The sequence below is a fragment of the Pontibacter kalidii genome (assembly GCF_026278245.1).
Taxonomy (GTDB): Bacteria; Bacteroidota; Bacteroidia; order Cytophagales; family Hymenobacteraceae; genus Pontibacter; species Pontibacter kalidii.
The window spans coordinates 1357853-1384011 of sequence record NZ_CP111079.1 but is presented as its reverse complement, the minus strand read 5'-3'; the positions used below and the strand labels follow the sequence as shown (position 1 = coordinate 1384011).

The 26159-nt window shown below is 53.2% G+C and carries 21 protein-coding genes; 18 read left to right on the top strand and 3 right to left on the bottom strand.

What is annotated here, in order from left to right:
* Positions 1-207 precede the first annotated feature (207 nt).
* Positions 208-2046, bottom strand: a complete 1839-nt coding sequence (locus OH144_RS05875) for a glycoside hydrolase family 15 protein (RefSeq protein WP_266205370.1) — start codon at positions 2044-2046, stop codon at positions 208-210.
* Positions 2047-2471: 425 nt separating this feature from the next.
* Here OH144_RS05875 and OH144_RS05870 point away from each other — a divergent pair, with 425 nt between their 5' ends.
* The 14 genes from OH144_RS05870 (at position 2472) to OH144_RS05805 (ending at position 15726) form a co-directional block, all read left to right on the top strand.
* Complete coding sequence (locus OH144_RS05870) at positions 2472-4085, top strand: CTP synthase (protein ID WP_266205369.1); 1614 nt, start codon at positions 2472-2474, stop codon at positions 4083-4085.
* Between the two features lie 28 nt (positions 4086-4113).
* Positions 4114-5949, top strand: coding sequence for a membrane protein insertase YidC (gene yidC, locus OH144_RS05865; RefSeq protein WP_266205368.1), 1836 nt, complete (start codon positions 4114-4116; stop codon positions 5947-5949).
* Positions 5950-6104: 155 nt separating this feature from the next.
* Positions 6105-6701: a hypothetical protein gene (locus tag OH144_RS05860; protein ID WP_266205367.1), complete on the top strand. Its 597-nt coding sequence runs from the start codon at positions 6105-6107 to the stop codon at positions 6699-6701.
* A gap of 14 nt (positions 6702-6715) precedes the next feature.
* The gene (locus OH144_RS05855) at positions 6716-7198 is read left to right on the top strand and encodes a DUF6438 domain-containing protein (RefSeq protein WP_266205366.1); all 483 of its coding nucleotides are present in this window, start codon (positions 6716-6718) and stop codon (positions 7196-7198) included.
* Positions 7199-7457: 259 nt separating this feature from the next.
* Positions 7458-7961, top strand: a complete 504-nt coding sequence (locus OH144_RS05850) for a YsnF/AvaK domain-containing protein (protein WP_266205365.1) — start codon at positions 7458-7460, stop codon at positions 7959-7961.
* A 48-nt stretch (positions 7962-8009) separates the two neighbouring features.
* Positions 8010-8867 (top strand): YsnF/AvaK domain-containing protein, encoded by an 858-nt coding sequence (locus OH144_RS05845; protein WP_266205364.1) that lies wholly within the window; start codon positions 8010-8012, stop codon positions 8865-8867.
* Positions 8868-9558: 691 nt separating this feature from the next.
* A complete protein-coding gene (locus OH144_RS05840) occupies positions 9559-10239 on the top strand; it encodes a metal-dependent hydrolase (protein WP_266205363.1) in 681 nt (226 codons plus the stop codon).
* 7 nt (positions 10240-10246) lie between these two features.
* Positions 10247-11029, top strand: a complete 783-nt coding sequence (locus tag OH144_RS05835) for a ParA family protein (protein WP_266205362.1) — start codon at positions 10247-10249, stop codon at positions 11027-11029.
* A 15-nt stretch (positions 11030-11044) separates the two neighbouring features.
* A complete protein-coding gene (locus tag OH144_RS05830) occupies positions 11045-11959 on the top strand; it encodes a ParB/RepB/Spo0J family partition protein (protein WP_266205361.1) in 915 nt (304 codons plus the stop codon).
* Between the two features lie 5 nt (positions 11960-11964).
* A complete protein-coding gene (locus OH144_RS05825; RefSeq protein WP_266205360.1) occupies positions 11965-12627 on the top strand; it encodes a DUF5683 domain-containing protein in 663 nt (220 codons plus the stop codon).
* The gene (gene dapB / locus OH144_RS05820; protein ID WP_266205359.1) at positions 12624-13340 is read left to right on the top strand and encodes a 4-hydroxy-tetrahydrodipicolinate reductase; all 717 of its coding nucleotides are present in this window, start codon (positions 12624-12626) and stop codon (positions 13338-13340) included. Before OH144_RS05825 ends, dapB begins: the two co-directional genes overlap by 4 nt.
* A 14-nt stretch (positions 13341-13354) precedes the next feature.
* Positions 13355-14461, top strand: a complete 1107-nt coding sequence (gene lepB, locus OH144_RS05815; RefSeq protein WP_266205358.1) for a signal peptidase I — start codon at positions 13355-13357, stop codon at positions 14459-14461.
* A gap of 250 nt (positions 14462-14711) precedes the next feature.
* On the top strand, positions 14712-15155 hold the full coding sequence (locus OH144_RS05810) for a hypothetical protein (protein ID WP_266205357.1): 444 nt from the start codon (positions 14712-14714) through the stop codon (positions 15153-15155).
* Positions 15156-15312: 157 nt separating this feature from the next.
* Positions 15313-15726, top strand: a complete 414-nt coding sequence (locus tag OH144_RS05805; RefSeq protein ID WP_266205356.1) for a hypothetical protein — start codon at positions 15313-15315, stop codon at positions 15724-15726.
* A 167-nt stretch (positions 15727-15893) separates the two neighbouring features.
* Here the strand turns inward: OH144_RS05805 and OH144_RS05800 are convergent, their stop codons facing one another.
* The gene (locus OH144_RS05800; RefSeq protein ID WP_266205355.1) at positions 15894-16709 is read right to left on the bottom strand and encodes an alpha/beta fold hydrolase; all 816 of its coding nucleotides are present in this window, start codon (positions 16707-16709) and stop codon (positions 15894-15896) included.
* 97 nt (positions 16710-16806) lie between these two features.
* The gene (locus OH144_RS05795; protein ID WP_266205354.1) at positions 16807-18969 is read right to left on the bottom strand and encodes a sensor histidine kinase; all 2163 of its coding nucleotides are present in this window, start codon (positions 18967-18969) and stop codon (positions 16807-16809) included.
* A gap of 128 nt (positions 18970-19097) precedes the next feature.
* Between OH144_RS05795 and OH144_RS05790 the strand changes: the two genes are divergently transcribed.
* The 4 genes from OH144_RS05790 (at position 19098) to OH144_RS05775 (ending at position 26130) form a co-directional block, all read left to right on the top strand.
* Positions 19098-19859, top strand: coding sequence for a LytR/AlgR family response regulator transcription factor (locus tag OH144_RS05790; protein ID WP_266205353.1), 762 nt, complete (start codon positions 19098-19100; stop codon positions 19857-19859).
* 1173 nt (positions 19860-21032) lie between these two features.
* Complete coding sequence (locus OH144_RS05785) at positions 21033-22571, top strand: sodium:solute symporter family transporter (RefSeq protein ID WP_266205352.1); 1539 nt, start codon at positions 21033-21035, stop codon at positions 22569-22571.
* A complete protein-coding gene (locus OH144_RS05780) occupies positions 22561-23538 on the top strand; it encodes an alpha/beta fold hydrolase (protein WP_266205351.1) in 978 nt (325 codons plus the stop codon). Before OH144_RS05785 ends, OH144_RS05780 begins: the two co-directional genes overlap by 11 nt.
* Positions 23539-23613: 75 nt before the next feature.
* Complete coding sequence (locus tag OH144_RS05775; RefSeq protein WP_266205350.1) at positions 23614-26130, top strand: TonB-dependent receptor; 2517 nt, start codon at positions 23614-23616, stop codon at positions 26128-26130.
* The last annotated feature ends 29 nt before the right edge of the window (positions 26131-26159 follow it).

Genomic DNA, 26159 nt, shown 5'->3' with positions numbered 1-26159 from the left:
ATGGGCAACAGCCGGTTAATAGCTAGCCGCTGCACTAGGTAAAGCTACGGCAAAAGCAAACAAAAAGCCAAAGCCGTGCAGTGTGTCAGAATGGCGGAAAGAAAGAATGAATCAAGCTGAAGCCAACGTATACATCATACCTTCATAACGTCCCATACTTATACTTTCTCGCTACCAGACGTCGAATAACGATCAACGAACAACTACCTAGATCTTCCGCTTGTTCTCCTTCCCTTCCAGGATGTCGTTTATACTTAGGGCGGCAGAAATAAGGCCCAGGTGGGTAAACGCCTGCGGGAAGTTTCCGAGGTGATCACCCTTGAGGCCAAGCATTTCGGCATAAAGGCCCAGGTGATTGGCATAGCCGAGCATCTTCTCGAAGTATAGCCTTGCCTTGTCTACCTGCCCCGACTTAGCCAGGCACTCCACGTACCAGAAAGTGCACATGGAGAAAGTGCCCTCCCCCCCTGCCAATCCGTCAAAAGCCTCATTCGTGCGGTAGCGGAAAACCAGGGAATCGGATACCAGCCGCTCCTCTATGCGCTTCAGGGTAGAGAGCCAGCGCGGGTCCTTAGGGCTTATGAACCGGACCAGGGGCATCAGGAGGGTGGCCGCATCCACGGTGTCGGCCCCTTTGTACTGCACAAAGCATTGCAACTCCTCGTTCCAGAACTCGTGGTGTATGGAAAAAAAGATACTGTCCCGCTCCTCCACCCACCTGTTTGGGAGTGGAAAAGAGTGGTTTTGCGCTATTTTGACGGCCCTGTCGATGGCCACCCAGCACATCATCCGGGAGTACAGGAAATGCCTCTTGCCCCCGCGCACTTCCCATATCCCCTCATCCTGCCGATGCCAGTTATCGCAGACCCAATCTACCTGCCGCCGCAGGTCGTTCCAGAAATCAAAGGAAATGGGCGCGCCATACTTGTCGTAGAGGTAAACGGAGTCCAGCAGCTCTCCGTAAATGTCGAGTTGGATCTGGTCGTAGGCGCCGTTGCCAATACGTACGGGGCTGGAGCCCTTGTATCCCTCCAGGTGGTTCAACACGGTTTCCTCCAGCTCCAACTTCCCTTCCAGCGTATACATCAGCCGCAGATATCCGGCATCTTTGATGTCGTCGCACTGCCGGTCCACCCAGTCCACAAAGTTCTTGGCCTCCTGCTTATGGCCCAGCCGGAGCAGGGCGTATACGGTGAAGGAGGCATCCCGAATCCAGGTATAGCGGTAGTCCCAGTTGCGCACTCCACCTACCTCCTCGGGCAGCCCAAAGGTGGGCGCGGCAACCATAGAGCCATACTTGTGGGAGATCATCAGCTTCAGCACCAGCGCCGAGCGGTTCATGATCTCCATCCAGCGGCCCTTGTAACTGCTATTGGCCACCCAGTCTTTCCAGTAGTTAATGGTTTCGTAGAGATGGTGGGTCACAAACTCCTCCAGGTCAACAGCCGACGGCGTGTCGCAGGTTACGTACTCCAGTATAAAATCAGCCTTCTCCCCTGTCTTCAGGCGAAAAGTAGCCACCGCATCCGTATCCCCCTCCGCCAACTGCAGCGGCACGGTGCTTTTAAGCCTTAAACCGATCCCGTCCGGCCCCTCGCTGGTAAACTGCACCTCGTTTGCGTTAACCAGAATCGCCTTATGGGGCGACAGCCCATAATTGAACCGCGGGCTGCACTGCATCCGGAACTCCATGCTTCCGTACACGCAAGCCACTCTCCGGATCAGCTCATGTCCTTCCTTCAGCGCTTCCACAGGCATAAAGTCCGTTACCTCGCCTATACCTGCATCGGATAGAAACCGTGTCAGCAGCACATTGGTGTCAGGCAGGTAGAGCTGGCGGTGCTTCATGCCGTCATGGGTGGGATGGATGGAGAAGCTCCCTCCCTTCTCCGCATCAAGCAAAGAGGCAAAAATGGAGGGGGAGTCGAAATCGGGGAAGCACATAAAGTCGATGGTGCCGTTAAGGCCCACCAGCGCCACGGTGTTCAGGTCCCCGATCACGCCATGGTCTTCTATGGGCAAGTAAGCACTGCTGTCTTTGTTCATAGGTGTTAAGGCCTGCTGGTTGAGGTTCATTCCTACGGGCAGCGGGAATCATGGTTGATAAAGCCCGGTGGCACGGCGCAAGTATAGCAGTTGGCTATATAGGAACTGATAATTGTATTCTCAAACTATACTTTGGGCACTGCGCTTGTAGAAGATGCTCAAACTCCACCTCATTCCTTTCCACCTTGAACCGCTCGCAAAAGAGCAGAAGTACCTGATTCATACTAACCTATGTTATAGCAAATCTTTTAAATTCTTTCCTCCATTACCGTCCGTTCATACCTGCGTATCACGAAAACGCTCCTCCCGATTGCCGTATTATGATGCCGGAATCAAGCAGTTAAATGCAAAGTCTGTTCAGGCTTCTGTTTCGCGTATGGATTAATTTACATAACTTTGCAGCCCATAAGACTTAACCCCAACTTATGGCTACGAAATATATTTTTGTTACAGGTGGCGTAACATCATCATTAGGAAAAGGAATCATCTCCGCATCTCTTGCTAAACTACTGCAGGCCAGAGGCCATTCTGTCACTATTCAGAAATTCGACCCTTACATTAACATCGACCCAGGCACGCTTAACCCTTATGAGCACGGCGAGTGCTTCGTAACCGAGGATGGAGCTGAGACCGACCTGGACCTGGGCCACTACGAGCGTTTCCTGAACGTGCACACCTCGCAGGCAAATAATGTTACCACGGGCCGCATCTACCACCATGTCATCACGCAGGAGCGCGAAGGAGCTTATCTAGGCAAAACCGTGCAGGTGGTACCGCATATCACAGACGAGATCAAGCGCCGGATGCTGCTGCTGGGCCAGACCGGCGAGTTCGATATTGTGATTACCGAAATCGGTGGCTGTGTGGGTGATATTGAGTCGTTACCATTTGTAGAGGCGGTACGCCAGTTGCGTTGGGAGTTAGGTGTGCACGAATCGTGCGTGATTCACCTCACGCTGGTGCCTTACCTGAAAGCTGCCGGCGAACTGAAAACAAAACCGACCCAGCACTCCGTGCGCGATCTGTCTGAGGCAGGCGTACAGCCGGATATTCTGGTGTGCCGTTCTGAGCACCCTATCCCACAGGATGTGCGCAAGAAGATCGCCCTTTTCTGTAACGTAAAGCAGAACTCCGTTATTGAGTCTATCGACGCGGAAACAATCTATGACGTGCCCCTTCTGATGCGCAAGGAGAAGCTGGACGAGCGCGTGATCGCGAAGCTGAAGCTGCCGCACAAGGCGGACCCTAACCTGGATACCTGGAAGGAGTTTCTGGGCCGCCTGAAGAACCCAACCTCAGAGGTAAATATTGCTCTGGTGGGTAAGTATGTGGAGCTTCCGGATGCGTATAAGTCTATTATAGAGTCTTTTGTGCACGCTGGCTCTGCCAACGAGTGCAAAGTCAACATCAAGTGGTTCCAGTCAGAGAACATCACGGATGAGAATGTGGCCGGACTACTGCAAAGCATGGACGGCGTACTGGTGGCACCAGGCTTTGGTGAGCGCGGCTTCAAGGGCAAGCTCGAAGCGATCCGGTTTGTGCGGGAGAATAAAATTCCGTTCATGGGCATCTGCCTGGGCATGCAGTGCGCTGCCGTGGAGTTTGCGCGTAACGTACTGGGGCTGAGTGGAGCTGCCTCTACCGAAATGGACCCTGAGACGCCTCACCCGGTGATCGACATGATGGAGGATCAGAAACAAATTACACAAATGGGCGGCACTATGCGCCTGGGTTCTTATACTTGTGAACTAAAAAAGGGGACGAAGGCTTATTCTATTTATGGAAAGTCCAGGATTTCGGAGCGCCACCGCCACCGTTACGAGTTCAATAACAACTACTTACAGGCGTTTGAGAAGGCTGGCATGCATGCCACCGGCATCAACCCTGATACGGGCCTGGTCGAGGTGATAGAGCTGCAGGACCACCCATGGTTTGTAGCGGCGCAGTACCACCCCGAACTCAAGAGCACGGTGCTGAACCCTCACCCACTTTTCGTGAAGTTTGTGAAGGCAGCCATCAATCAAGCAAAATCTAAATAAGCGCAATACACACAACACAACAAAGTAGATGGATAGAAATCAAGCGATTGGCTTTGGACTGATTGCCGTGCTGCTGCTGGCTTACTCGTTCTTTTTCTCGAGTCCGGAGGAGCCGGCCAGGCAGGCAGTTCAGGAAACAGCCAAAGTAGAGCAGCTGCAAACCCCTGTTGCACCTGCAGCCGATGACTCGCTGGCCCAGGCCAACAGAGCTGCCGCTCTGGGTGCTTTTGGCGCTGCCGCAACCGGCCAGGCCAGTACCACCACCCTGGAGAACGCCAACATCCGTGTTACCTTTAACACAAAGGGCGGCCAGGTGGAGGAAGTGCTGCTGAAAAACTATAAGACGTACCAGGACGAGCCCCTCATACTTTTTGACAGCGAGAGCAGCAACACCGACGTTACCTTCAACACCAACGACGGGAAGGTGGTAAAGCTGTCCGATCTGTACTTTACAGCCTCTGAGGTGAGAGATGTAGCAGCGGAGGATAAGTCGGGCAAGACCATTACGTTCCGCGCCAGCCTGGGCAATGGCCAGCACATCGACCAGGTATACACGCTTTACAACGACAACTTCCTGCTGGGCTATAAACTCGATTTTGAAGGACTGGACCAGCAGGTGTCGGGAAACAACCTTGTCTTTACCTGGGACGACCGCCTGAAGCAGTTGGAGCGCGACCTGAAGCAGAACCGCGCCAAGTCTACCATCAACTTTGCCACGGTAGAAGATGGCTATGACTACCTCTCCATCTCGGAGGAGAAGGAGACCATGACGTTGGAAGAACCTGTGAAGTGGGTGGCCAACAAGCAGAACTTCTTCACGGCCGGTATTATCGCCGGCAGCCAGTTCTCCGGCGCCAGGCTAACCTCTACCGTAGATCCTTCCGACACAACTGTGGTGAAGACACTCTCTTCTGAGGTCCTTATACCGGCGCAGGAGGTGGTGAGCGGCAACGGCGGCGAGTTTGTGTACTACTTCGGCCCGAACGACTATAAGATCCTGAAGAACATCGGCAACGATTTTGATAAGAACCTGGATCTGGGCTGGGGTATATTCTCCTACGTGAACAAGTGGATCATCATCCCTGCGTTCGACTTCCTGGAGAACTATATCGGCAACTATGGCATCATCATTATTCTGCTGGTGCTCTACATCAAGACCATCCTCTTCCCGCTCACCTACAAGTCGTACTTGTCGATGGCGAAGATGAAGGTGCTTAAGCCAGAGATCGACGCGATTAAGGAGCGCAACGACAATGACATGCAGAAGACGCAGATGGAGACGATGAAGCTGTACCAGGAGATGGGCGTGAACCCACTGAGCGGCTGTATCCCGATGCTACTGCAGATTCCGATCCTGTTCGCGATGTTCAACTTCTTCCCGAACTCGATCGAACTGCGCCAGGAGGCTTTCCTGTGGGCGGACGACCTTTCCACTTACGACGTGTTCATGCGGCTGCCGTTCACCATACCGTTTTATGGCGATCACGTAAGTATGTTTACGCTGTTGATGACAGCTTCCACCATCCTGTATACGTGGTCTAACAACCAGATCAACTCCCAGATGCAGGGGCCGATGAAGTTCTACAGCTACCTGATGCCGGTGATCTTCATGTTCGTGCTGAACTCCTTCCCTGCCGGTCTGTCGTTCTATTACTTCGTTTCTAACATCGTCACCTTCGGTCAGCAGGCCGGTATCCGCTACTTTGTAGACGAGACCAAGATCAGAACCAAGCTGGAGGAGAACAAGGACAAGCGTAAAGAAAAGAAATCAAAAGGCGGCCCTTCCTTTACCGAGCGGATGCAGGAGGCCATGCGCCAGGCACAGGAGCGTGAGCAGCAGAAGCGCAACAAGGCGAAGAAATAAGCCTTCATACTTTAAATGTCACAAAAGCCTTTCCGGATTCGGAAAGGCTTTTTTTATGGCGGCACCCAAGTTTGGGCAGCCTTACAGGCTTTTTGCATAGCCAGTCCCAAAAGCATCTAGCCTCTTAGCTGTTAAAGCGCGTATGTATCCTATATATGAAGAAGCACATTATACATCTTTGCAAAACGTTTCTGGTCCTGCTGCCGCTGGCATGCTGGGGGTGTCAGGGCAATACTGAGCAGGACGAAGGACTAGCGGCCACTCATCCCGAACTTGCCAGGGACTTAGCCAAAGACTCGCTAACCGTTCCCTATAGCGACAGCACAAGCGAACAACTCTACAACCGCTACCGCATCACCACGGAAGAGTACAGGAGCAGTGGCAACTACAGCGTTGGCAACATGTACCGTGGCCGCCTGGCCCCTCTGGACGAGACCAGCCACACCGATGCCCGCAGTTTTCGCACCGCCATTCGGAAAGGTATGGAAGAGGGCGTGAACTTTGCCGGCAAGTATACGGTGGTAAGTATTGGCTGCGGCACCGGCTGCCAGCAGCATTACGTGGTGGACCGGGAAACGGGCAAGGTGCTCGACAAGGTGCAAAGCAGCATGGGGGCCAGCTACAGCGCCGACAGCCGCCTGCTGATAGTAAACCCGCCTGACTCAGCCGTGAATTACGAAGGATGTAACCAGTGCACCCCGGAGGCTTATGTCTTTGAGAACGATAAATTCCGTAAACTGCAGCAGCAATAACCCCTATCCGTAGCATGCGTCAATCCTGTGGAACATACTGGCTGCTCCTCCTACTGTGGCTCGGAGGCATACTTTTGGTCGGCTGCGCCAGCAGTACCGTACAGAGCACCCAGGCACAGGAACCGCCGCATAAACTGCTGCTGTTTCAGAAAACGCCCTGCTACGGCACCTGCCCTGCCTACAATGCCACCTTCTACTCCGATGGAAGTATACTGTTTGAGGGCTTCCGCTATGTGCCCGTGCTGGACACAGTACAGCTAGAACTCACGCAGGAGCAGCTGCAAAAGGTACAGGCCTCCCTTAGGGAGTTAGACTATACTTCGCTGGAGAGCAGTTACCTTTCCCCCTACACCGATGTACCCTCCACCTACCTCACCTTCTATGAACATGACAAGGAGGTAAAGCGGGTAAAGCACCAGCAGGGAGGCCCTGAACAGCTGCAGCAGACTATCAGCGAACTGCACGAACTGGTGATGCGCCTGCTGCAGGAGAAGTAAGCCGGTAGCAGGCGCAAGCGGATTTTTCTTCCGGCTCCTATACTTTGTGGTTATTTGGTTTTGCGCAGCCTTGCGGTAGCTACGATAGGATACACCAACTTATATCCCCCATTCGCCATAAATTATAAACAATCTACCCGTCCAAGTATTGCCCGGTCTTTCAGCAATTGCCAACTATAGCTCCGTAGCTCCGTAGAAAATAGAGGGCGTATTTCACATAATGCCTTAGAAAAACTATATTCTAATACGGTTGTGAACTATGAAAAAAACGAACAAAAGTGATAAAATACTAAAAACGGAATTTGAGGATCATTACCAGGCCGCTCACCATGAAAGCGAGGCAGGCTTAGCTCCGGAAGTTTCGCGCAGGTATGAGGAAGAAACCATACCCGTGGTGGAGGAACAAGTGCAGATAGGAAAAAGAGAGGTTGAGACCGCAAAAGTGCACATTTCAAAAAAGGTGCATGAAGAGTTGAAGGATGTTGATATCCCCTCGATGCACGAGGAAGTGGAGGTTGAGCGTGTGGCCATGAACAAATTCGTAGACGAAGCCCCTCCGCCCGTCCGCTATGAAGGAGATAAGATGATCATCTCGGTTCTGAAAGAAGAAGTTGTGTTGCAGAAGCGATTGGTACTGGTGGAAGAACTGCATGTAACCAAAAAGCAGGTAGAAACGCACCAGACGGAAAAAATGCCGCTCCGAAAGGAGGAGGTAACCATTGAACGGGTGAAAGCCCAGCCTCACAACCCTAGGCAAGCCTGAGTATCGGGCCTGCAAATTTTTTACACATAAATTTAATATAAACAGACTATGAAACGACAAACAGTAATTGGTATTTTCGATTATGGAGTAGACGCGCAGATGGCTGCGCAGCAGTTGGAAAAAGCTGGTATCCCAAGCAACAAGATTGATATTGCCGTACACGGAGCCAGGGATAAGTCCGCTGCCTCCAACACACCACAGCAACCACAAAACAGAGATAACGACAGCCGTGTAGGTAACTTTTTTAACTCCCTATTAGGTAATCGCGATGAGTCTGCCAAATACTCGCAGGTGGCCCAGAACGGCTCTATCGTAACCGTTCATACTTCGTCAGAAGAGGAGTCGCGCAAAGTTAGCCAGATACTGGACAAGGCTGGTGCCATTGACGTGAACGAAAGGGCAACCCAGCAGGGCGGCGGCATGGCCTCGTCTACTAAGGGAAACTGGACTGGCTCCAGCGCCTCGATTCCTGTCGTGGAAGAGAACCTGAACGTTGGCAAGCGCGAGGTAGAAACTGGCGGTGTAAGGCTAAGAAGCCGCATCATTGAGCGCCCGGTAGAGGAAAACCTGCGCCTGCGCGAGGAGCACGTGAATGTGGAGCGAAGACCAGTGAACCGCCCCGCCAGCGAGCGCGACCTGGATACGTTTAAGGAAGGTGAAAAAACCATGACAGAGCATGCCGAGATCCCGATGGTGAACAAAGAGGCCCGCGTAGTGGAAGAAGTTCGCCTGAACAAGGAGACAACGGAGCATACAGAGAAGATAAAGGACACAGTTCGCAAGCAGGACGTAGAGGTAGACAAGCTCAATCCAAGGAACGAGCAGAGAGACCCTAACCTGGACAGGGAGGCCGAACGCCGTAACCCGAAGTTAGATCGCGATAATGATAAAAAGAACCGTTCCTAACCCCATAAGGTGAAACACGGAAAGCGCTGACCATAAAGATGGTTAGCGCTTTCTTTTTTAATGCATACTTCAACTATGCTTTTGCTCCTCTCCCTAGACGAAGTATAAGCTAAGGGTAAATGTAGCGTTCTGGTATGTACCCTCTTGCTAAGGCCCAAGGTATAAACTAACCCTGCCAGAGAATATATGAAGCAGGGTTCGCACTTGCAGCATTAAATGGCAACGGCCGGCACAGGGAAACGTTACGGCACTCTCCCCATAAGGCAAAACGCAGCACCCGCCGCCTAAGGATGAGACAGTCTCCTGACACAGGAAGCATCTTGTCCGGCAAGTTACTACCCGGGAAGAATGGACCTGCCAAGAAAGTGTAACAACGGCAGGCGCCACGAGGGCGAGCAACAAGTATAGTTTATACTTTAATTACATAACAACAAAAAACTATAGGCCATGTAGTTATCAAAGCATAAACGGCAATATCAACCCAAAAAATGGCATGAGGAAATAAGGGGTTTTACATCCAGCCATTAACTCCGAAATCCATGCCAGGCAAATACAAGAATAGGGTGCTGAAATGTGGATAAATAACGGGGCTGTGTTCAAAACTGCGAGCGGGTATGTGGCTGAAAAAATGTATCTTTGTGAAAGATAAGTTAACTTGCGTAGGTATAGGTAAGCTAAATCTGATAAAATTATGAAAATAACGTACTACGGCCAGTCTTGCTTTTTATTCGAAATCGGAGGGAATCGGGTTTTGTTCGACCCTTTCATCTCCCCTAACGAGCTAGCGTCCAGCATCAACGTAGACGACATAAAGGCGGACTATATCCTGCTCTCGCACGGTCACCAGGACCACGTGCACGACGCAGAGCAGATCGCTAGAAACAACAACAGCACCATCATCGCTACATTTGAGATCGTGCAGTGGTACGGTGCCAAGGGACTTGAGAACCTGCACCCGATGAATACCGGCGGCAAGGTAACGCTGCCTTTCGGCACGGTGAAGATGGTGAACGCCATTCACTCCAGCTCTCTGCCAGACGGCACCTACGCCGGTAGCGCTGCAGGGTTTGTGGTGGAAACGGAGAGCCAGACGTTCTACTACGCCGGCGACACCGCCCTCACCTACGATATGAAGCTCATACCCGAGCAGTTTGACGTGGATTTTGCCCTGATGCCCATCGGCGACAACTTTACCATGGACATCCACGATGCCATGATAGCCGCCGACTTTGTACAGGTAGACAAGGTGATCGGGATGCACTATGACACGTTCCCTTACATTAAAATTGATAAGGAGGAGGTGATGGAAGTGGCCAAGATGGCTGATAAGGAACTCATATTAATGGAGATAGGTCAAACGATTGAACTATAAGTATAGCATGGGAAAAATTATTGCGGTTGCCAACCAGAAAGGAGGCGTAGGCAAAACTACTACGGCCATAAACCTTGCAGCAAGCCTGGCAGCCCTGGAGTATAAAACGCTTCTGGTGGATGCCGATCCACAGGCAAACGCCACCTCCGGCCTGGGCTTTGACCCGGCCACCATTACCAGCAGCATTTACGAGTGCATGGTGGAGGACGTGAAGGCAGAGGAGATTGTGCTGCAATCGCCCAACATTGAGTTCCTGGACCTGATCCCCTCGCACATCGATTTGGTGGGCGCCGAGGTGGAGATGATCAACATACCCAACCGTGAGGAGAAAATGCGCGTGGCGCTAAGTGAGATGAAGCAAAAGTATGACTACATCATCATCGACTGCTCCCCTTCGCTGGGCCTGATCACGGTAAATTCCCTGACCGCCGCCGACTCGGTGGTGATTCCGGTGCAGTGCGAATACTTTGCGCTGGAGGGGCTGGGCAAGCTCCTGAATACGATCAAGATCATCCAGTCGCGCCTGAATACAGAGCTGGCCATAGAGGGCATTCTGCTCACCATGTATGACGTGCGCCTGCGCTTGAGCAACCAGGTGGTGGAAGAGGTGAAAACGCACTTCCAGCAAATGGTGTTCGATACCATCATCCCCCGAAACGTGAAACTGAGCGAGTCGCCGAGCTTTGGACTGCCTGCCCTGCTGCACGACGCCGACAGTAAGGGGGCCCTGAGCTACCTGAACCTGGCCCGCGAGATTGCGGAGAAAAACAGCGTTGCGCTGGCGAAATAACATTTAGAAGAGTACATGTCTGATAACAAAAATTCTGCAGCGAAACGTAAAGGCGGCCTCGGCCGAGGCCTTGGCTCTCTTCTGGAGGGCAACAAGTATACCGGTAAAACTGAGTCATCCACTTTTAACGACGTTAACACCATCGCAGACATAGCCATTGAATACATACAGACCAACCCTTACCAGCCGCGGACGCACTTCGACCAGGCGGCGCTGGAAGAGTTGGCCGAGTCTATCAAAGTACAGGGCATCATCCAGCCCATCACGGTAAGACAGTTGGGCCCGAACAGCTACCAGCTTATTTCGGGCGAGCGCCGTTACCAAGCCTCCAAAATCGCCGGTCTCACGGTCATTCCGGCCTACATACGCAAGGCTGACGACCAGCAGATGCTGGAGATGGCCCTGATCGAGAACATTCAGCGCGAGAACCTGAATGCCATCGAGATAGCCCTCTCCTACCAGCGCCTGCTCACCGAGTGTAGCCTGAAGCAGGAAGAACTGGGAGACCGTGTGGGCAAGAAACGAACTACCGTTACTAATTACCTGCGCCTGCTCAAGCTTCCGCCGGATATCCAGATCGCCCTGCGCGATAACATCATAAGCATGGGCCACGCCCGCGCCCTGATCAACATCGACACCATTGAGCAGCAGCTGGATGTGTTTAAAGAGGTGGTGGCCAAAGAGCTGTCGGTGCGGAAGGTAGAGGAACTGGTGCGTAACCTGCAAAACGCCAAGAAAAAGCCGGACCCGCAACAAAAACTGCAGTTCAACAAGTATGAGGAAGAGCTGAAGACCGTGGAGAGCAAGCTGGCCTCCCAGTTCGGCACGAAAATACAGGTAAAGGCCAACAACGAAGGCAAAGGCGAGATCAAGATCCCTTTTGTGTCGGTGGATGAGCTGAACCGTATACTAGAGATACTAAACTACTAAGGCGAATGAGGCTGAACGTTGGCGCTGCAGTATGGCTGCTGGGCATGGTGTTATACTTTGCCCCGGCACAAACCCAGGGGCAGGTGATAACCGCCGGCCCCGACTCTGTACGCGTACCCATAGCGCCGGCCGATACCGCCGTTGAGGAGCAGCGGGGCTTTTTCCTGAGCAAGTGGGACAAACCCGCCAAGGCCGCTCTGTTCTCCGCCGTTATACCGGGCGCTGGCCAATTTTACAACAAGGCTTACTGGAAAGTCCCCATCGTATATGCCACCGGCGCTGTGCTGGTCTATTTCTTCATCGACAACAACAACCAATATCAGGACTACCGGGTAGCCTTGCTGCGCCGTAACGATGGGGACACCACCACCGTGGACCAGTTTGCGGATCATCCTTTTTTAGGTGAAGCGAAGGGCACCGACGCAATAAACAACCTGCGCTACCGCCGTGATTTCTGGCGCCGCAACCGCGACCTGACTATTATACTTTCGGTGGCTGCCTATAGTTTGCAGATAGCGGAGGCTTATGTGCACGCGCACCTGCGGGAGTTTGACGTAAGCGACGAGTTGGCGCTGCGCGTACAGCCGAACCTGCTGCCGCTCCGAGCGCAGCCTGGCAACTATACTCCCGGCCTTACCCTTACATTATACACCCGTACCAAAAAATGAGAATCCTTTTGATAGGCTACGGCAAGATGGGCAAAACCATTGAGCAGACAGCCCTGGCCAAAGGCCACCAGATCATCGGTAAGATTTCCCACAGCAACACACAGGAGCTACAGCATTATACTTCTGCCAACACCGACGTAGCCATAGAGTTCACGCATCCCGAATCCGCCTTCACCAACATCAGCTACTGCCTTTCCCACGGCATCCCGGTTGTTTCCGGCTCCACTGGCTGGCTCGACAAGTATGAAGACGCTAAGACCCTTTGTGCAGAAAACAACGGCGCTTTCTTTTACGCTTCCAACTTTAGTGTGGGCGTAAACCTGTTCTTCCATTTTAACGAATACATTGCCGGCAAAATGAAGGACTACAAGGAGTACGAGGTGGCCATACGCGAAGTGCACCACCTGCAGAAGGTAGACAAGCCGAGCGGCACCGGCATTACGACAGCCGAGGGCATACTGGCCAGCTACAAAGATTTAAGCGGATGGGTGAGTGATAATCCGGAAGAAAAAACTAAATTAAACATTGCCTCCGAGCGTGAGCCCGATGTGGTGGGCACGCATATTGTTACCTACAGCTCCGGGGTAGATAAGATCGAGTTAGGACATATCGCCCATACCCGTGCCGGTTTTGCCGAGGGCGCCGTAATGGCAGCCGCCTGGCTGCAGGGCCGCCAAGGCGTTTACGGCATGAAGGACATGCTGAACCTGTAATTATAGCTTAGCTGATGAACGTAAAATTTTGGGATAAGAAACCCGAAACAAAGGAACCCAAGAAAAAGAAAAGCTTTGCCCGCGAGTGGGGCGACGCCATACTTTTTGCCGTCGTTGCTGCCAGCCTTATCCGCTGGGCCACCTTCGAGGCCTACACCATCCCAACGCCCTCTATGGAGAAAACCCTGCTGGTGGGGGATTTCCTGTTTGTGAGCAAGCTGCATTACGGCCCCCGCACCCCCATGACGCCGCTGCAGGTACCGCTCACGCACCAGACCATCTGGGGCACCAACATCCCCTCCTACTCCGACGCCATTCAACTGAAATCGTACCGCCTGCCGGGCTTTTCGGAAGTAAAGCGCAATGATGTGGTCGTATTCAACTATCCGCCGGAGGAGGAGCACCCGGCCGACCTACGCACCAATTACATCAAGCGTGCCATCGGCTTGCCCGGAGACTCGCTGGAGGTCCGGGATATGCAGGTGCTGATAAACGGCGAGGCGATCGAGAACCCGGAAGGGATGCAGTATAAGTATGTGGTTATCCCCACGATGCAGCTATCGGACAAATTCTTCCAGGACCGCGACATCCGGCTTGGCGAAGTACAGATGTTCGATAACGGCTATGTGATTGATGTAACCCCTGAAATGGCTGAGGAGATATCTAAGCTGGACTTCATTAAAGAGGTGATCATATATAAAGGGACTTCCGGCGAGGCGGAAGCAGGCGTTTTCCCGCACGTGCCAAGCAAGTATAAGTGGAACAAGGACTTCTTTGGCCCACTCTACATCCCTGAGGAAGGCGCCACCGTGGCCATTACGCCGGAGTCGCTGCCGTTTTACGAGCGCGTGATCCTGGAATATGAGCACAACGACAATGCCCAGGTGCGCGACGGGAAGCTTTACATTGACGGGCAGGAAGTGACGCAGTATACCTTTAAGCAGGATTACTACTTCATGATGGGCGACAACCGTCACAACTCCCTCGACTCGCGTTACTGGGGCTATGTGCCGGCAGACCATATCGTGGGCAAGGCTGTGATGATCTGGATGTCTACCAATCCGGAAGGCAGCATGTTCAGTAAAATCCGCTGGGACCGTATCTTCAACATCATCGACTAAGTTATAGCAAAATGCAAAGGCAGCCTATAAAGGCTGCCTTTGTTGCTTTTTATACTTTAGCGGTTATTCTGGTAAAAACATATTTTTTTACCGAGTCAAGATGCCTTCTATAAAGTGCAACAGAATCTATACTTACCTGCTTTGCAACACCTATTTAACTATTTCGACAAAAAAATTTGTCCAAATTTACTCTAAAGCATATGTTATCTACTATATTTGAGCTTTATAAACATTTAAACAATTTTTATTTATGAACAAACTTAAGTTATTTACATTTTTCTTTGCCTCCCTGTTGATGCTGACACTTACTGGCTGCGACAAAGACGATGACAGCGACCTATCTAAAACCGAACTGCTGACTGGAGGTGAGTGGACCGGAGATCAGTTTTATGTAGGTGGAATGAACATTACTAAGACACTGGAAGAAGAGTTCGAATATGAGATAGCAAAGTCCAGGTTCAACTTTGGGAAAGATGGTTCTTATACTTTTAAATATGATGGTTCTGTTGTACGATCAGGAAAATGGGAGTTTGGGAGTGGCGAACAAACAATCATACTAGATAAAGGTACGGATGATGAAAATATTCTCAAGGTTAAAAAACTTACCTCTTCGGAGCTCAACCTGGATGGGGAGACCTCTATAGACGAAGAAGGCTTCATGAGCATAGAGGGCGAGATCCGATTGAAGCGCTAACGCTAACATAATATTAACGAATGAATAGCAAAGGCTCCCAAGTGTGGGAGCCTTTTTGCTTTGTACCTGCTCAATATTTCAAGCAACTTCTTCAACCACAAAACTTTTACGCCAAACGTACATATACTACAAAAAGAGAACACTAACCGATACTCCTATGCCAAGACTTAAACTCCTCTATTTTCTCTTCGCTGCTTTGTCTCTGGTGTCTCTTGCGAGCTGCGGCGATGACGACGACGATGATGTGTCTCCGAACGTGGCCCTGCTCACCCAGGGCGAATGGACTGGCAGTGCTGTTTTTGTCAATGGAACAGACCGAACAGGTGAGTTTGAGGCTCAATCCGGAATAGATATTAGCCTTTATACGTCACTCTTTGAAAGAGACGGCACTTATACCGACCGCTACAACGACACGGTGCTGGTAGATGGCACCTGGGAGTATGAGAACGCCGAACGGGTTATTCTCTTCGACAAGGGCACCTCTGATGAATATCGTGTGGTAATCTCGAAGCTGGATGAGGATGAGCTTTTCTATATTCAGGCAGGTATCGAGTTCAGGTTTATGCAGTAGAACTGACGGTCGTACGAAGTATAAAACAGTAAAGGCTCCAGGGTATTGGAGCCTTTACTGTTTTATACTTCGTTTTTACACAGCAAGGCTGGCAGTTGCGGATTGCAGCTTTAAGGCAAACGGCAATCCTTTAATGGCTTAAACCAGGCCACCAGCACAGACTGCAGCTATACTTCCTGCCTTGCTTTCGCAGCAAATTCATCCAGCAGCTGAACCAGCCTGGGGACACACTCCAGGTTAAGGGTGTGGCCAACGTTTGGCAGGGTTTTCAGCGACGCATGCGGCAGTGCCTGTTGCATCGCTTTCCCCATCTCCACCGTGCACAAAGGGTCTTCCTCGCCGTGCACCACCAGCACCGGCACTCCTACTTTTCTCAGCTCCTCCAGGTAATTCCCGCTTTCCTTGGTAGCCTGTGTCAGTTTCAGGATGTTGGCTGGGGCAGGGCTTTGGCTGGATTTACTATTTTTCAGATCTTCAATGCTGATGATCGGATTCAGGAAATAGCTTCGGCCAAGCACCGTAGGCAGCATCACATCCAGCATCAGCGGGTAGCCTCCTGCCTTCAGGGCCGCTTCCCAGCTATAGCCGATAGCATCAAAAAAAGCATCCTTGTACGGGAAAGTGGACAGGAGGGCTCCTGCCTGCGCCAGCTCCGGGTAGTTCACCAGAAAACGTTGCGCCACAGCGCCTCCGTACGAAATGCCCACCAGCACCGTCTCAGGCAGGTGCAACACTTGCAGCAGGTCAGCCAGATCGGCGGCATGTCCCTCAAAGCTTCTGTGCTCCGGCGCCGCATCCGACTGCCCCTGAAACAACAGGTCTACCAGCACCAGCCTGTAATCATGGGCTAGCGCCTGCACCACCCCGGCCCACGCTGCCGTGGATTGGGACAGGCCATTTAGAAAAACCAAAGCCTGAGTGGCATCCGGGTTACCGTGCAACTCATAGTATAGCTGTAGGCCATCGGGTAAAGTATGCTTCATGCGTTTCCTTATTTAGTGGTGATAACTTTTGTGAATCATAATCATTGGATCCGAAACCAGCTTCATTCCGGCTATGGTGCATTTACTTGCTAATTGATCAGAGTATCTTGCTCTCCAGCTCTCGCTTGGGGTCTACCACCGCTTCTTGCCGGTGCAGGGGCACCAGGAACCAGAACCGGCTCCCCTTGCTTGGTTCACTCGCTACATGTATACTACCTCCGCAGCGCTCTACGAACTGCCGGCACAGCAGCAAGCCAAGCCCTACCCCTTTTTCGTTGGCGGTACCTTTTGTAGTCCTGGCAGGGTGCTCCCGATGGAAAAGCGTTTGCATGATACCTGCTTCTATACCTATCCCATCATCTGCTACAGTTACTTCGGCAAAACCATTATGCAGCGCCTTTACCATGATTCTTACTTTCCCTCCCGTCTCGGAGAATTTAATGGCATTATGCAGCAGGTTACGAACCAGGAAGTCCAGCATGTTGGCATCGGCATATACCTTCAGTTCCCCCGGCACCTGCACCTGGCACTCAATCTGTTTGGCTGCGGCAGTATCCTGTAACAGCTCCAGGTTGCGCTGCACCACCTCCCCTATTTGCAAAGGCACTGGCTCAAAGCGCATGCTGTGGTCTGCGCCGGCCTGGGAGGAGGCCCACTGCAAGAGGTTCTCCAGGAGCGACTGCAGGTTGTGCACCGACAGCTGGGTATGGTTGGCCAGCTTCTGCATCTGCTCCGGCTGCATCCTTCCGGAAAAATTTAGCAGGATGTTTAGGAACGAGTCCAGGGTGGCCAACGGCGTTCGCAGGTCGTGCGAGATGATGGAGAAGAAGCGGTCTTTGAGCTGGTTGAGGCGCAGCAGCTTGTGCTTCGACTCCCTGAGCTGGTGCACTGTCTCTTTCAGCTCCTGCGTTTTGTGGCGTAGCGCGGCGGTGCGGTTAGCCACCGTTACCTCCAGCTCCCGCTTCTGCTGCTCCACCAGGCGCTTTCGCTCTGTCTCTTTCTCCCGCTCCAGGCGCTCCTTCTCCAGCACCTCGGCGGCCAGCTCACTAGTAACCGCGTTCAGCCTATAGGCCAAACCCAGCGAGAACAGCACCACCTGCGCTACCATGCCCACCTGCGCCGAGTAGACTGTAAGCGGCGTGTTGGGCAACAGGTGCGTTTCTTTCAGGATAAACAGCAAGGCCCCCACCACGAAAAATACATTGGCTATAAGAAAGTATAAAGCCGGGCGATACCCCTGCCGCAGCGCCGCCACACTTACCAGGAGCATCGCCACCAGCACGGCGCCGCCAATCACACCGATCAGGTCCACGCAGGCCTGCAGCAGGTCCAGCGGGGTGAGGTAAGAGAGCAGCCCCATGGCCACGGGCAACGCATAAAGCAGCGAGAGCAGCGTCAGGAGCTTGTCCCAACGAGGCATGGTTGCGCGGGTGTTCAGATAGCTTTTGGTGAATAGCAGCCGCAAGAGGCCATTGAAAGTTACCAGAAAGGCGAAGCTGTGGGCATTCCAGTAAGGCGCATTGGGCCAGAGCAGTTCCAGGGCAAAGCCGTGGTAAAACATAAAGTACAGGCCTGTGCCCAGCAGCGCCAGTACAAAGTATAAATAGCTGCGGTCGCGGACTGAAAAGAACAGCACCAGGTTGTAAAGCGCCATCACCACAATGATACCCATAAAAAAGCCCTGCACCAGCAGCCTGCGGTTGTTGGCCTGGACCACCTGCTCAGGCGTTTGCAGCTGCAGGCTCAGGCGCTGCGGCTTGTATAGGTTGATATCGCCCTGCAGGCGCAGGTAGAGCAAAGTAAGGCCATGTGGCGGCACCTGCACCCGCACCAGAGGCTTGCTCCGGGGCACATCACGCTCCTGTATGGGTAGCAGCTGCCCCGTCAGCCGCACTTCAGAGCTCCCGTCGGGGTGTAAAGTATAGAGCTGCAGCCGGCTCCAGTCGCCGGCATAGAGATAGCGCGTGGCTTCGTGGCGGGAGTTATTACTTAGCACCACCCGTACCCAGTGCACAGTTTTACCAGCCTGCAGCGAAGCTTGGGTGTCGAGGGGGGAGAAGGGCATTTGCTGTACCTGCTGCAGTTGCAGCTTGCCGCTCTGGTCGTGGTACACCTGCAACGGCACCTGCACCTCCTGCCCTGCTTCCGGCAACAGCAGCACGGTATCGGGCGCCTGCGCATAGGCTATACTCGCTATGGCCAGCAAAAAAAGCAGGCTGAGTGTCAGGGTGATTTTTATATGGCGTAGCGGCAACAGCATTCATCAATTTACAAATTCTTCCCTAAAAAACCATACTGCCCCGAAGCAGCTGTTTCATTATCAGCTTAAAGTATATATATTGATGTGAATTTAGTTGCACCAGCCGGTAAAAGTATAGCTCACAAAGTATGGCAAAGATGAAACTGCTGATAGCAGAGGATGACGTGGTGATTGCGCAGAACCTGGCTTTCTCGCTGGAGGAGCTGGGTTACGAGGTATGCGCCACAGTGAGTTCGGGCGAGGAACTGCTGCTGGAGGTGCACAAACACCTCCCCGATCTGGCCATACTTGATATCACGCTGGAAGGCAAACTCGACGGCATCGACACGGCCGCTATACTCTCCAAGGCAAGCCAGATTCCGTTCATCTTCATGACGGCCCTCTCGGATAAGGGAACGATTGATCGCGCCAAACAGACTAACCCGCACGCCTACCTGGTCAAGCCTTTCGACATCCGCACGCTGCAGAGCAGCATTGAGGTGGCCATACACAACGCCAGTGCGCGCCAGCAGCAGCCGGCAAGTATAGCCAGCGAGTCTACTGCTTCTGCCACTACAGAAAGCGATAATTACCTGCTCCACGATGCCCTGTTTGTGAAGGTGCGCAACCGTTTGGAGAAGGTGGCGCTACGGGATATCGTCTGGGCGGAGGCCCAGGATATCTACTGCAACATCAAAACGCCGCAGCACCTCTACCTCGTCAGCCAGAGCCTGAAGAACCTGGAGCAGCGCCTGCCTGGCAAGGATTTCATGCGCGTGCACCGCTCCTACATCGTCCGCCTCACGGCTATTGAGGCCATAGAAGATAACAACATTCTGATCGGCGGTAAGCAGATACCTATCGGCAACACGCACAAAGAGGCGCTGCTGAAGCGACTGCAAATCCTTTGAGTTGGGGAGGTGGAGAGTTTGGGAGTTAGAGGGTTGGAGAGTTTAGGAGTTAAACAGCTCCGGGTTCAACTGCCTCTCTTGGGGGTGCAGCCCCTCCTTTAGAAGCTAAGAAGGGGATCTCTGTAACTGCTTTAGCCAAAGTATAAGCTTTATAGCCTCTGTCTCTACAAGTATAACCCACCCCTGACCCCTCCGAGGAGGGGAATTGTCACCTCACCCCAACCCTCTCCTAATAACAGGAGAGGGAGTTATACTTACTCCTTTCCCTGTCATCTCGAGCAACGCGAGAGATCTAGGTGAGATTCTAAAGAGATCTCTCCCAAGGGTCGAGATGACAGTTAGGGCAGTGGCTATCGAACTGATCCCAGTCCTTGGGTTGAGCGCCTATGCGAGTTTTTCCGGTGGCGAGCGCAAGCGAGGTATTGCGACGTAGGAGCAAAGGAAAAGCTCCCAGCGCGATGCCCGAGGACGAGGCCTCCCGGCCATGAGGGAGCCAAAGCCAGAAATGAAGCGAGCAGGTAGTAAAGCCATGGAACAGCAGCAGCTAATAAGTATAGCTTGGTTCAAGTTAAGACAAGCAAGGGCTAGAGGAAGGCACAAGCGGACGCTGGCGCCAGAAAAGCATGAAGTATAGCTCAAGTATAAAGTATGGCTCTGCGAGCCAGTCGGGTTACAAACCCGACATCATAGAAGGCACGGGTTGCAAACCCGCGCCAGCAAAGGTTGAGGAGTTATAAAGTTAAAGAGTTAGAATGTCAGCTCTTATAGGCCCATGCCCGCGACCTATGCTAATCGATTGCCCCCTTCTGCCGCAAGTTTGCAACTTGCTTTCTGTGTAGCAGAAAAGTGTGCTTTCAAGAAGTATACTTTATGCTGCTGTAGCCAAAGTACGAAGCTTAGCCAAGGCCATTGCAGCCCTTGCTTCTCCGAAGCAAAGCAATTGAAAACTGCTGCCGTACCTAGCCACAAGTTACACTGCGCTAAACTTGCGGCAGATAATCTCACTCCTTTACCTCAAATAAATAAGCAACCACTCACTCATTACTAAAAACCTCACCTAACCCACTTCCGATTTCACCTTAATATTTTCTGAGTTGGCAAGTATAAGCATGTTGCTATATAAATAATTGCTTAAATTTTTAGGACAAAGCAACACTTATAACACCGACTCCCATGAACGACTTAGCCCCTTCTGAACTGGTAACGGCTGGTTGGATACTTGTCATCGCTTACGCTGCGCTTATACTGTTCTTCGTGGTGCGGGGGGCGCTGCGCATCCGCTCCATTTCTGATTACGCGCTGGGAAGCGTGGCCTTCTCGCCGGTGGCAGTGGGCCTGGCGCTAGCTGCCTCTATGACGAGCGCGGCCACGTTCATCATCAACCCGGGCTTTGTAGCGCTGTACGGCGTGAGTGGCTTTATCTCCATGGCCATTGCCTTGCCGGCTGCCGCACTGCTGTCGCTGGTTGTCCTTACCAAGGGCTTTCGGAGTATGGGCACGGCCGTGAAGGCGCAGACGATGGCGCAGTGGATGGGTTCGGTGTACAAAAGCCGGGGCTACGCGATGTTCTTTGCGTTTCTGTCGCTGCTGCTGATCACCTTTATCGTGCTCATCTGCGTGGGGCTGACGAAGGTACTGGCCAGCGTGCTGAACCTGAACGAGCTGCATGTGTGCGTGGGTATTGTGGTATTCGTGTTCGGTTATATGATGTTTGGCGGCGCCAACTCCATGGTGTATACCAACATGATCCAGGCGCTGCTCATGGTAGTGGTGGCGTTCATCCTGCTGGGCTCCGGCTACGAGCACTTCAGCAACGGCGTGAAAGGTTTCCTGGAAAAACTGGCGACCATAGACCCGCTGCTGGTACAGCCTACCAACCCACAGAGCTTCCTTTTCCGCGACTACTTCGAGATCATCTTCTGCCAGATCATCATTGGCATCGCCATTGTTTGCCAGCCGCATATCATTACCAAATCGCTGCTGCTCAAAAACGAGAAAGACGTGAATGTATACTTGTTGGTAGGCGTGCTCACTGAGGCCTTGTTCTTTTTGGTGGTGATCGCCGGCCTCTACGCCCGCATTACCTTCCCGGATTTAAGTATAAACGGCCAAGCCATTCCGCTGGACGGCATTATGTCGGCTTACGTGGTGAGCGAGTTTCCGGTATACATCGGGCTGCTGGTAGTGCTGGGGCTGATTTCGGCAGGCTTGTCTACCTTAGAGGGGCTGATCCAGTCGCTTTCGATCACGATAACCTCCGATATCCTGACGCCCGTATTCGGCCCCAGAGTAGAGGCCCGCAGCGTGGTGATCAACCGCCTGGTGATTGTGGCGCTGGCTATCGTTACTATTCTGTTAACTTTCGACCAGCTGCTTTACCCGAACCTGAGCGTGGGCATTTTCGCGCAGAACGGTGTGTATGCCTACTTCTCGGCGGCCTTTGTGCCGGTGCTGTTTGGCATGTTCCTGAAGCGCGTGCCGCTGGTGGCGCCGGTGGCGGCTTCGATCACCTCGGTGGCCGTGCACTTTGCGGTATACTACGGCGGCCTCACCTCTTACATGGATGCCCCGGTCCGCAACCCCGGCATTGCCGCCGCCCTGGCTATACTGGCCTCTGTCATCGTCGGATTCTCTTTATACTACACCTTCAGGAAGCCTGCCCCGGTGGAGGCCCCTGCCACACCTGTAACCCAATCCGTGTATGAGAACTAACGCCAAACTATACGTAACGCTCCTGCTGGGAGGCCTGCTGAGCCTGAACGCCCAGTGCCAGGCACCAGCCGCCAAATCTGAGACGATAGCCGCTGCCGATCCTGTTTTCGATGGCCTGAAGTATAACTTCCCGGTGCAGCAGGCAACACTCCCAAGCGGGCAGACCATCGCCTACGTCGACCAGGGCAAAGGGCCACAGACGGTCATCCTTATCCATGGTTTGGGCAGCTACCTGCCCGCCTGGAACAAGAACATACCCGAACTGAGCCAGCACTACCGCACCATTGCCCTGGACTTGCCGGGTTATGGGAAGTCGTCCAAAGATAACGCGCAGGTGGGCATGAAAGCCTACGCCGATGCCGTGCTGGCCCTGATGGACAAGCTGAAAATAGAGCAGGTGGTATTGGTGGGCCACTCCATGGGCGGACAGGTTGCCATAACCGCGGCCCTGCAGGCGCCGGAGCGCGTGCAAAAGCTGATACTGGCCGCCCCCGCCGGGCTGGAGACCTTCACCGAGCAGCAGAAGCAGCTGTTTAAGGCCACTGTTACGCCTGAAAGTATCGCCAAGACAACGCCCGAGCAGATCGCTGCCAACGTGAAGGTAAACTTCCACCAGATGCCTGCTGATGCGCAGTTCATGATTGAGGAACGGGTGGAGATGACGAAGGCGGCGCAGTTCCCGGATTACAGCAAAGCTGTGGCGCAAGGTGTAGCCGCCATGGTGGATGAGCCGGTGTACGACAAGCTGCCGCAGCTGCAAATGCCCACGCTCATCCTTTTTGGCGAGAACGATAACCTTATCCCGAACCGCTACCTGAACCCTAGCCTTACCACGCAGGCGGTGGCTGAAATCGGGAAAGAGCGGATACCGAACAGCCAGGTAGTAATGCTGCCGCAGGCCGGGCACATGCTGCAGTTCGAGCAGCCGGAGGCTTTCAACGAGGCGGTACGCGAGTTTCTGGATTGATTTATACTTATACCTATACTAATCAGAACTACTAATCAGAACACAAAAACATCATTTCATCTAACCTTACTAACCATGAAAAAGATTTACTTACTCCTGCTGTCGGTGTTCTGCGTAGCACAGGCAGCCATGGCCCAGAGCGGCGCTGTAAAGGGTAGCGTGGTGGGCGGAGACACCAAGGAAGCGCTGATCGGCGCCACGGTTCTCCTAAAAGGCACCAGCAGAGGCACCACCACCGACACCAACGGTGATTTCCTGATCCAGAACGTGCCGGCTGGCAATTACAGCCTCCGCATCTCCTATGTAGGCTACTCTTATCCCGATATACCGGTAAATGTGTCTGACGGTGCAACAACCGACATCGGCACCATTACTATGCAGGCCTCCGTCATGGTCGGCGAGGAAGTGGTGGTATCTGCCACGCGCCGCCCCGAAAAACTGACGGAGGCCCCTGCCGCCATCAGTGTCATCTCCTCCCGTGACCTGGAGGCGCTGCCATCCTTTAACGTGGGCGAGCTGCTGAACAAGGTGCAGGGCGTGGAGGTCGTGCGCTCCGGCGTGATTGGCGTGGGTATTAACGCCCGCGGATTTAACAACGCCTTTAACGTGAAGATGTACCAGATGACCGACGGCCGCAACTCCATGCTTCCGGGCGGTACCGGGCTGCCGGCAGGTTTCTACAATACGGTTATCAAGGAAGATATTGAGCGGGTGGAGGTGATTCTGGGTCCTTCGTCGGCCCTTTATGGCCCTAACGCGCACAACGGTGTTATCAACACCATTACCAAAGACCCGCGCCGCCACCCGGGCACAACGGTAACCATAGGGGCCGGTAACCAGGATGTGCTGAGCGCCCGCGCCCGCCACGCCGCCGTTATCAGCGACAAGTTTGCCTATAAGATCACCGGCGAGTATACCGAGGGGCAGGATTTCAAGTTCATCGATACCGTTTACAACGCTACACTGGGTGCCCTACCGGAGTATGACGTGGAATTTGGCTTCAAATCAAAGCGCTTCGGCTCGGCTTTATACTTTAGCCCGACCAGCACCACCGACATCATCCTGGACTATGGCTTTGGCCAGGGCGATAACATTGGGGTGACCAGCAACGGCCGCAACCAGATTAACGGCTGGACCTTCCAGTACCTGCAGGGCCGCTTTGTGTCGCCGCACGTGTTCGCCCAGCTCTACAGCACCTGGAACGATGCCGGTGACACGTACCAGATCAACGCCCGCACCACCAACTACTACACCCTGCGCGCCAGCGGTTACTCCGAGGCACAGGCCGCGCAGTACTCCAAAACAGGTGCCAAGCCAGGTGAGATCGGTGAAGGCTCCCCAGCCATTGCTTTCCCTGGTTTTATAGACAAGAGCCACCGCATCAACGGCGAGGTGCAGTATAACAACAACTTCGGCAAGCTGGACCTGATCACCGGCCTGAGCTACCAGCGCGATGTGGCCTACAGCCGCCAGACCTACCTGGACGACGCAGCTGGCGACATCATCCTGAGCCAGTATGGCGTGGTGGCGCAGCTGGAGTATGCTATCACAGAGAAGTTTAAAGCCCTGGGTGCTGCCCGTTACGACAACCACGAAAACTATGGCTCGCAGTTCAGCCCGAAGGCGGCCCTGACCTATAACGCCCTGAAAGGCACCTTCCGCGCCACCTGGGGCCGCGCCTACTCCGCGCCGTCCATCCAGTTCCAGGAGTTTTACCTGAACAATGGTGCTTTGGCCATACTAGGCAACGGCGCCGGCCTGACCATCCGCAACACCGAAACGGGCGCAGAGCGCATGATAGACAAACTGGAGCCAGAGCAGGTACAGACCTTTGAGTTCGGTTACAAAGGCACCCCTACCGATAAGCTGTTCATCGACCTGAGCACCTGGTACTCCAAGTCAGAGAACTTTATCTCGCCGCTAACCGGTGTTACGCCTATACTTGGTAAGGAGCGCGTGATCCGTAAAGGCGACAAAGATGTGACGGAAACCGCTGCCAACGCGCTGAACTACTACCTCACTTACCTGAACTATGGCAACGTGAACTCGTGGGGCACGGACCTGGGCATCAACTTTTACCTGAACAACTACTTCAGCATAGGGGCCAAGTACTCTTATTTCAACTCTGATATCACCGATAAGGACAACCTGGACAACGATGCGAACGGCGACGGCACGGTGTCTGTATCGGAGAGCAGCCTGAACGCGGCCCAACACCGCTACAACTTCAACTTCACCGCCCGCGACCTGTTCAACAAAAAGTTCTTCGGCTCTGTGAACGTGCGCATCCTACCCGAGTATGACTTCTATTCCGGTGTGCAGATCGCAGCTAGGGAGAACCAGAACCAGCGGGTAGCACCTTACAACTACAATTACGGCCCGCTAGGCGGTTTTACGTCGGTGGACCTGAGCGCCGGCTATAAGCTGAAGGAGTGGATGACGCTGGGTGCTAGCGTGAGCAATCTGTTTGACTCAGCGCAGCGCGAGTACGTGGGCTCGCCGGAGATCGGCCGCCTCTACTCCGTAGAGCTCCGCTTCGACCTGACCGAAAAGCTGCTGCCGAACCTGAGCGTGCTCAACGGCAAATACTAACATGAGAGTGGTAGGTTAGACAGGTTATA

What these genes read in the sequence shown, in the direction of transcription:
- OH144_RS05875 (WP_266205370.1), bottom strand. Translation starts at nt 2,046, where the DNA reads ATGAACAAAGACAGCAGTGCTTACTTGCCCATAGAAGACCATGGCGTG.
- OH144_RS05870 (WP_266205369.1), top strand. Translation starts at nt 2,472, where the DNA reads ATGGCTACGAAATATATTTTTGTTACAGGTGGCGTAACATCATCATTA.
- yidC (WP_266205368.1), top strand. Translation starts at nt 4,114, where the DNA reads ATGGATAGAAATCAAGCGATTGGCTTTGGACTGATTGCCGTGCTGCTG.
- OH144_RS05860 (WP_266205367.1), top strand. Translation starts at nt 6,105, where the DNA reads ATGAAGAAGCACATTATACATCTTTGCAAAACGTTTCTGGTCCTGCTG.
- OH144_RS05855 (WP_266205366.1), top strand. Translation starts at nt 6,716, where the DNA reads ATGCGTCAATCCTGTGGAACATACTGGCTGCTCCTCCTACTGTGGCTC.
- OH144_RS05850 (WP_266205365.1), top strand. Translation starts at nt 7,458, where the DNA reads ATGAAAAAAACGAACAAAAGTGATAAAATACTAAAAACGGAATTTGAG.
- OH144_RS05845 (WP_266205364.1), top strand. Translation starts at nt 8,010, where the DNA reads ATGAAACGACAAACAGTAATTGGTATTTTCGATTATGGAGTAGACGCG.
- OH144_RS05840 (WP_266205363.1), top strand. Translation starts at nt 9,559, where the DNA reads ATGAAAATAACGTACTACGGCCAGTCTTGCTTTTTATTCGAAATCGGA.
- OH144_RS05835 (WP_266205362.1), top strand. Translation starts at nt 10,247, where the DNA reads ATGGGAAAAATTATTGCGGTTGCCAACCAGAAAGGAGGCGTAGGCAAA.
- OH144_RS05830 (WP_266205361.1), top strand. Translation starts at nt 11,045, where the DNA reads ATGTCTGATAACAAAAATTCTGCAGCGAAACGTAAAGGCGGCCTCGGC.
- OH144_RS05825 (WP_266205360.1), top strand. Translation starts at nt 11,965, where the DNA reads ATGAGGCTGAACGTTGGCGCTGCAGTATGGCTGCTGGGCATGGTGTTA.
- dapB (WP_266205359.1), top strand. Translation starts at nt 12,624, where the DNA reads ATGAGAATCCTTTTGATAGGCTACGGCAAGATGGGCAAAACCATTGAG.
- lepB (WP_266205358.1), top strand. Translation starts at nt 13,355, where the DNA reads ATGAACGTAAAATTTTGGGATAAGAAACCCGAAACAAAGGAACCCAAG.
- OH144_RS05810 (WP_266205357.1), top strand. Translation starts at nt 14,712, where the DNA reads ATGAACAAACTTAAGTTATTTACATTTTTCTTTGCCTCCCTGTTGATG.
- OH144_RS05805 (WP_266205356.1), top strand. Translation starts at nt 15,313, where the DNA reads ATGCCAAGACTTAAACTCCTCTATTTTCTCTTCGCTGCTTTGTCTCTG.
- OH144_RS05800 (WP_266205355.1), bottom strand. Translation starts at nt 16,709, where the DNA reads ATGAAGCATACTTTACCCGATGGCCTACAGCTATACTATGAGTTGCAC.
- OH144_RS05795 (WP_266205354.1), bottom strand. Translation starts at nt 18,969, where the DNA reads ATGCTGTTGCCGCTACGCCATATAAAAATCACCCTGACACTCAGCCTG.
- OH144_RS05790 (WP_266205353.1), top strand. Translation starts at nt 19,098, where the DNA reads ATGGCAAAGATGAAACTGCTGATAGCAGAGGATGACGTGGTGATTGCG.
- OH144_RS05785 (WP_266205352.1), top strand. Translation starts at nt 21,033, where the DNA reads ATGAACGACTTAGCCCCTTCTGAACTGGTAACGGCTGGTTGGATACTT.
- OH144_RS05780 (WP_266205351.1), top strand. Translation starts at nt 22,561, where the DNA reads ATGAGAACTAACGCCAAACTATACGTAACGCTCCTGCTGGGAGGCCTG.
- OH144_RS05775 (WP_266205350.1), top strand. Translation starts at nt 23,614, where the DNA reads ATGAAAAAGATTTACTTACTCCTGCTGTCGGTGTTCTGCGTAGCACAG.